7 protein-coding genes and 1 riboswitch are annotated in these 5,992 nt (G+C 51.8%); all 7 genes read left to right on the forward strand.

All coding sequences use genetic code 11. From position 1 onward, the window contains the following. Positions 1-409 (forward strand): cobalamin biosynthesis protein CobD/CbiB (locus tag GRP75_RS17330; RefSeq protein WP_202404189.1); only part of this gene is annotated, 409 nt, incomplete at its 5' end. 38 nt (positions 410-447) lie between these two features. Then, positions 448-1,206 (forward strand): histidine phosphatase family protein, encoded by a 759-nt coding sequence (locus GRP75_RS17335; RefSeq protein ID WP_481856234.1) that lies wholly within the window; start codon positions 448-450, stop codon positions 1,204-1,206. A gap of 122 nt (positions 1,207-1,328) precedes the next feature. Then, positions 1,329-1,522: riboswitch (cobalamin riboswitch) on the forward strand. A 208-nt stretch (positions 1,523-1,730) separates the two neighbouring features. Continuing rightward, entirely contained in the window at positions 1,731-2,738 is a 1,008-nt protein-coding gene (locus GRP75_RS17340; protein WP_160789903.1) for an ABC transporter substrate-binding protein, read from the forward strand. Next, the gene (locus tag GRP75_RS17345; RefSeq protein WP_160789904.1) at positions 2,735-3,781 is read left to right on the forward strand and encodes a FecCD family ABC transporter permease; all 1,047 of its coding nucleotides are present in this window, start codon (positions 2,735-2,737) and stop codon (positions 3,779-3,781) included. Before GRP75_RS17340 ends, GRP75_RS17345 begins: the two co-directional genes overlap by 4 nt. Beyond that, positions 3,778-4,611, forward strand: a complete 834-nt coding sequence (locus tag GRP75_RS17350; RefSeq protein WP_053324912.1) for an ABC transporter ATP-binding protein — start codon at positions 3,778-3,780, stop codon at positions 4,609-4,611. Before GRP75_RS17345 ends, GRP75_RS17350 begins: the two co-directional genes overlap by 4 nt. A 43-nt stretch (positions 4,612-4,654) precedes the next feature. Next, the gene (cobT, locus tag GRP75_RS17355; RefSeq protein WP_160789905.1) at positions 4,655-5,725 is read left to right on the forward strand and encodes a nicotinate-nucleotide--dimethylbenzimidazole phosphoribosyltransferase; all 1,071 of its coding nucleotides are present in this window, start codon (positions 4,655-4,657) and stop codon (positions 5,723-5,725) included. After that, positions 5,722-5,992 (forward strand): bifunctional adenosylcobinamide kinase/adenosylcobinamide-phosphate guanylyltransferase (locus GRP75_RS17360; protein WP_202404190.1); only part of this gene is annotated, 271 nt, incomplete at its 3' end. The genes cobT and GRP75_RS17360, both read left to right, overlap by 4 nt.

Genomic DNA, 5,992 nt, shown 5'->3' on the forward strand with positions numbered 1-5,992 from the left:
AAATGAAAAGTATCTGCATTTAGGCTGGGCTTCAGCACGTCTGGATGATGTCGCTAACTACATTCCGGCACGCCTGACAGCGGCAATGCTTGTGGTAGCGGCGTGGATGTACAAGCGAGATGCTGCAAGAAGCTGGCGCACAGTCAAGCGAGACGCTCGTCTGCACCCAAGCCCGAACAGTGGCTTCCCGGAATCGGCTGTTGCCGGTGCACTGGGGATTCGTCTTGGAGGCTATAATGTGTATCATGGCGTGCGCTCCTTTCGTGCATACATGGGCGATTGGATACGACCGCTAGAGTCGAAAGATATACGGCATACGATCCAGCTGATGTTCGCCGTGTCCAGTATGTTTGTAGGATTGTGTTTGTTAGGAGCCGCAGGTTGTTTTGCCTTGGGATGGGTGCGGTGAGGAGTGACACACTGAATAATGATCGAGCAGGAAGTGACATGATCTTGAAACAAGATATAGCAGCAAAAAGGACAGTAGAATACGCACAAAGTCCGAACTCACAGGAGGATAAGGTGCCGTATGATGCTAAAGAAGATCTGCATTGGGACATGGAACTCGTGTTAGTTCGTCACGGCACAACCTTATGGAACAAGGAACGTCGATATCTAGGACACTCCGACTTAGGTTTGCTACCGGGAGCAGAGCAGGAATTAAAGCCTTTGCAAGAAAAATTGCAAGGGCAGTCCTTTGCTCGAATCTATTGCAGCGATTTAATGCGATGTCGCCAGACCTTGCAGATCATTGTGCCGGAATCAGAATTGACGTCTGGAGGTTCCCTATCTACTATGTCTCCTATGATGGAACCACGTCTGCGAGAGCTTCATTTTGGTGAGTGGGATGGAAAAACGTATGACATGCTCAAGGATGTGTCGTTGTATCGCGCTTGGATTGATGAGCCGCAACGGATAACCCCTCCTGGAGGAGAGTCTTGGGCAGATTTAGTGAATCGTCTACGGAAATTTCTTGACTCTCTGTATGAATGGCGTGTTGCTATGGAAGTTCAACCCATGGATTTGACTGCTGCGCCACCCTCTGTTTTGGTCGTTACGCATGGTGGCGTAATTCGTCAGTTAGCTTGCATGCTGATACCGGGCCATGATTTTTGGAGTTTGAATCCGAAGCCGGGAGAAGCATTTAGGATTCAATTGAGGCTGGCAGGACGGCACAATTACATAGCAGAAATGCTTCCTCATTAGGTTAGACACCAGCGGATAAAGAGGCTGTTTGGGTTGTAAGCCGCCTCTTTTTAACCTATAATCATCAAGTAAAAGAACGGCTTGACTACCACTACATCAAATATCCAGCAGACGAGGTCGGCGCAGCGTGATGAAACTATGGTTTCCCTTGCCTGCGCTGTTAAAAGGGAAGTCGGTGTGAGTCCGGCGCGGTCCCGCCACTGTAAATGGAAACATGCCCGTTAGTCCTGCTTTATGTGCTACTAAGCATATGAAAGAATTTCAGGACATGCATTTTACCATAAGTCAGGATACCTGCCCGTCCGCCTGTCACCATAATCCTTCGAGGAAAGGATGACGTGTTCGCAGTGACTGTCCATGCGGAAAGAAGCTGCCGCCTGCGCACGATCTGCGCTAACGTGACCCCTGTGTCCTGATATGAGGATGCGGGGTTTTTTTGATAGGAAAAGAAGGCTGGATTTAGAAGATATCTGATGATGTTCAAGTAACGCTCTTAACGATTTTTTTATGAAGGGGTGCAAATCATGGCAGGAAAAAAAATAAAGGTTTGGACAACAGGTCTATTGGTTCTGATTTTGGCAGTTGTGCTGAGTGCATGTGGAGCTAATGGGAAAAATGCTGAAAATAAAGAGAACCAGACTTCTTCACAGCAGCCGGGACAGACCGTAACCGCACAAGAGCCTCCGGGCAAAACAGTTTACCCACTCACAGTTAAGGATGCAACAGGACAGGAATTTACATTCAAAAAAGCGCCGGATAAAATCGTTTCCGTCTCCCCGGCAGAAACCGAGGCGCTGTTCGCCATCGGGCTGGATAAGGAAATTGTCGGTGTCTCCGACTACTCTGATTACCCAGAAGCAGCTACGAAAAAGCCTAAAGTGGGCGGTATTATGAAACCGAACGAAGAGGCGATCATTGCTGCTAACCCGGAAGTCGTTTTTGCAGGGATATCACTTAGTGAACAGGCTACGACCAAGCTGCGCGATATGGGAATTATGATTTTTAAAACGGAACCGAAGACAGTTGAAGATGTCATGGCTAACATCGAATTGTATGGGAAAATCACCGATCATCAGAAAGAAGCGAGAGCGGTGACTGACAAGATGAGAGCAGATGTAGCTGAAGTGAAAGAAGGAATTAAAAATATCGGTAAAGGGCAGAAGCTGCGGGTATACGTCGAGTTTTCACCAGGCTGGACAGTTGGTAAAGGCGAGTTTATGGACGAGCTGATCACGTTAGCGGGCGGCGAAAATGTAGGTGCCACGCAGAAGGGGTGGTACCAAATTAGTGAGGAAAATATTATTGCTGCGAACCCTGACGTGATTTTGTACAGCAAAAGTGTCAAGGACGACAAAACTGGTCAAACGCTCGGCGAAATCATTAAAGCTCGCAGTGGATGGGATCAAATATCGGCTGTTCGCCACAACCGGGTATTTGCCGTGGATGATAATTTGATTAGTCGTCCGGGTCCACGCGTAACGGAAGGTCTCAAGGAAGTGGCCAAGGGCGTGTATCCTGAAATTTTCAAATGAACCGTAAACTGATCGGCTTTGGAGGAACAGGTCTTGTCCTGCTGTTACTGACGCTACTGCTCTGTCTTGGCATCGGCTCGGCCAAGCTTCCGGTCAGCCAGATCACGGGCATTCTGGTTAACCACCTTCCATGGTTAGGCGATACGTTTACACCGGATTGGAATACATCCTCAGAGCAAATTATTTTGAAGGTCAGATTGCCACGAGTGTTACTGGGAATGTTGGTAGGAGCAGCGCTGGCGCTGGCGGGAGCCGGATTTCAGGGTGTGCTGCGTAATCCTTTGGCTGATCCGTATACACTGGGGGTATCCTCGGGGGCTTCGGTAGGAGCGGCAGTACTGATTTATTGGGGCCTTCAATTTTCATTTGTTGGCATATGGACGCTGCCGCTAGTGGCATTTACGACCGGAATGCTGACGCTGTGGATGGTGCTGACGTTGGCACGGGAAGGTGGAAAAATTCCGACACAAAGTCTCATTTTGTCGGGTGTGGTGATGCAATCCTTTCTGGGGGCGGTTGTTTCCTTTCTGACAGCCATGTCGAAGGAGACGGTCAATGAAATATTGTACTGGACGATGGGAAGTCTTAGCCTGCGCGGTTGGTCATATACAGGAATCCTTTTACCTTATGTGGTCATAGGACTGGTATTTCTATGGAACCGGGCACGTGTGCTGAATATTTTGGCTTTGGGTGAACGTCAGGCGGCTCACATGGGAGTTCATGTAGATGCGACGAAGCTATCTGTTCTGATCATTTCCACGCTGCTGACAGCAGCCGCTGTCTCGGTATGTGGAGTGATTGGCTTTGTGGGGCTCGTTGTACCGCATATCATTCGTCTGTTGACAGGTCCTGATTACCGGATGATTGTTCCATTATCTGCGCTCGGTGGAGCTATTTTTATGGCTTGGGCAGATACGGCGGCTCGCACGTTGTTAGCCCCCACGGAAATTCCTCTGGGCGTGATGACGGCCTTTGTTGGGGCACCGTTCTTCGCATATCTCCTGTACCGGAACAAGAAGCTGCGCAGGGGGGAACTGCTGTGACAGAACAAAGTGAATCACAGAAGGTACGTGATCGGGCATTAGAGGTAGCGGGTCTGACACGTGCCTATGGAGAGTTCCATGCGTTAAAGAATATAAGCTGGAGCGTCGACGAAGGAACTTGGTGGGGGATTATTGGTCCGAACGGCAGTGGAAAATCCACCTTGCTGCATTTGCTTTCCGGTGTAGATCAGCCAACTTCGGGAAACGTGCATATCTATGGCAAAAAGGTCGGTAGCTACAGCAGAAAAGAGCTTTCCCGACTCATAGCCGTACTCCAACAGGAAGGGCTTCCTCCAGTGGGATACACCGTCAGGGAAGTCGTAGAAATGGGACGTTTTCCTCATCAGGACTGGCTAGGCAGGGAAAAGGGTGTTGATGTGGAGGCGATCACGGATCGCGTGCTAGAGCGATTGGGTCTTACCACGCTGGCGGACAGAGCATTGGACCGCTTGAGTGGGGGACAGCGACAGCGTGTAGCTTTGGCAAAAGTAATGGTGCAGGAGCCACGAATATTGCTGCTGGACGAGCCTACGACCTATCTGGACTTGCGCTATCAGCTTGAATTTATGGAACTGCTGGCAGATTGGCGCCAAGAAACGGGTGTGACGATCATTGCGGTCTTGCATGATCTTAACTTGACAGCCCAATTTTGCGAAGATTTGCTTGTACTCAAGGATGGAATGGTTGAAGGATTGGGAGCTTCATCGAAGTTATTAACCGAGGATCGGATTCGACGAGTATACGGTGTTGAGCCTGTGATGCTTCCGCATCCCGATAGCGGTGTGCCGCAGCTCTTGCTGCGCAGGAGTGCTTCGGATACAGCAGATTAAATAAACGATGAAACACACTTAAAAAGAGCAGGGAGTGGAAGGTATGAACAACAAGCTGCGTCAGCTGATCGATAGCATTGCCGAGCCGGATGGGGTGGCGGCCTCGGCAGCTTCAGCTCATTTGGACCAATTAACAAAGCCACCGGGAAGTCTTGGAAAGTTGGAAAGTGTGGCCATTCAGCTAGCAGGAATTACAGGAGTGGATAAGCCTGAATTTGATCGTAAAACGGTTATGGTCATGGCTGCGGATCACGGGGTGTGTGAAGAGGGAGTCAGTGCCTTTCCGGCTGAGGTTACACAGCAAATGCTGTATAACATGCTGTCAGGTGGCGCGGCAATTAATGTGCTGGCACGCCATGCGGGCGCAGATGTCAAGGTGGTAGATGTTGGCGTGAATGCGGATGTCGCTCACGTGAATCTGGTGGACCGTAAGGTACGCATGGGTACTTCGAATATAGCTAAAGGGCCAGCGATGCTGCGTACGGAAGCGGAACAGGCGGTTTTGGCCGGAGCTGAAGCCGTAGCAGAAGCGGTCAAAGGTGGCACACGGCTATTCGTTACCGGAGAGCTGGGCATCGGGAATACGACAGCCAGCGCTGCGGTCGTATGTGCTCTCACCGGACTGGAGCCGGAAGTTATCGTAGGCCGGGGGACGGGTGTAGATATGGCTGGGCTTACCCGTAAAATATCGGTTGTCTGCCGCGCATTGGACGTGAACCAGCCAGATGCAAATGATGCGTTCGACGTACTCACTAAGGTCGGCGGTCTGGAGATTGCCGCCTTGGCAGGAGTCATCCTCGGCGCAGCCGCACATCGCTGTCCAGTCGTGTTGGACGGCTTTATTTCAGGCGCAGCCGCCCTCGCAGCGCGTGCACTTGCGCCTGCAAGCGCTGCGTACATGCTTGCTTCGCATGCCTCGGACGAGCGCGGGCACGCGGCGGTGCTCCGCCAGCTCAAGCTGGAGCCCATGCTTCATTTGGACATGCGGCTCGGGGAGGGCACAGGCGGTGCGCTTAGCTTGCACCTGATTGATGCGGCGTGCCGCATTATGCGCGAAATGGCGACCTTTGCCGATGCAGGCGTATCGGACGGTCAGGGAGCCGCGCAGCGATGAAAGCGCTCGTGACTGGCGGGGCACGCAGCGGGAAAAGCGGCTTTGCCGAGCGATTATGCATGTCGCGCGCGCCTGGCGCCTGCTACATTGCAACGGCGCAAGCCTATGACATGGAGATGAAGGAGCGCATCGCCCTTCATCGGGTCCAGCGCGAGTCTGCCGGATACGACTGGCAGACGCTGGAGGAAGCGCAGGCGCTGCCGGAGCTGCTGCGACGGCTTGGCGGCGATCAAGCGTCGCAGCCATCACCCGCGCCTATGGTGCTAG

The sequence above is a fragment of the Paenibacillus sp. OT2-17 genome (assembly GCF_009827695.1).
Lineage (GTDB): Bacteria > Bacillota > Bacilli > Paenibacillales > Paenibacillaceae > Paenibacillus > Paenibacillus polymyxa_B.

What these genes read in the sequence shown, in the direction of transcription:
- GRP75_RS17335 (WP_481856234.1), top strand. Translation starts at nt 448, where the DNA reads ATGATCTTGAAACAAGATATAGCAGCAAAAAGGACAGTAGAATACGCA.
- GRP75_RS17340 (WP_160789903.1), top strand. Translation starts at nt 1,731, where the DNA reads ATGGCAGGAAAAAAAATAAAGGTTTGGACAACAGGTCTATTGGTTCTG.
- GRP75_RS17345 (WP_160789904.1), top strand. Translation starts at nt 2,735, where the DNA reads ATGAACCGTAAACTGATCGGCTTTGGAGGAACAGGTCTTGTCCTGCTG.
- cobT (WP_160789905.1), top strand. Translation starts at nt 4,655, where the DNA reads ATGAACAACAAGCTGCGTCAGCTGATCGATAGCATTGCCGAGCCGGAT.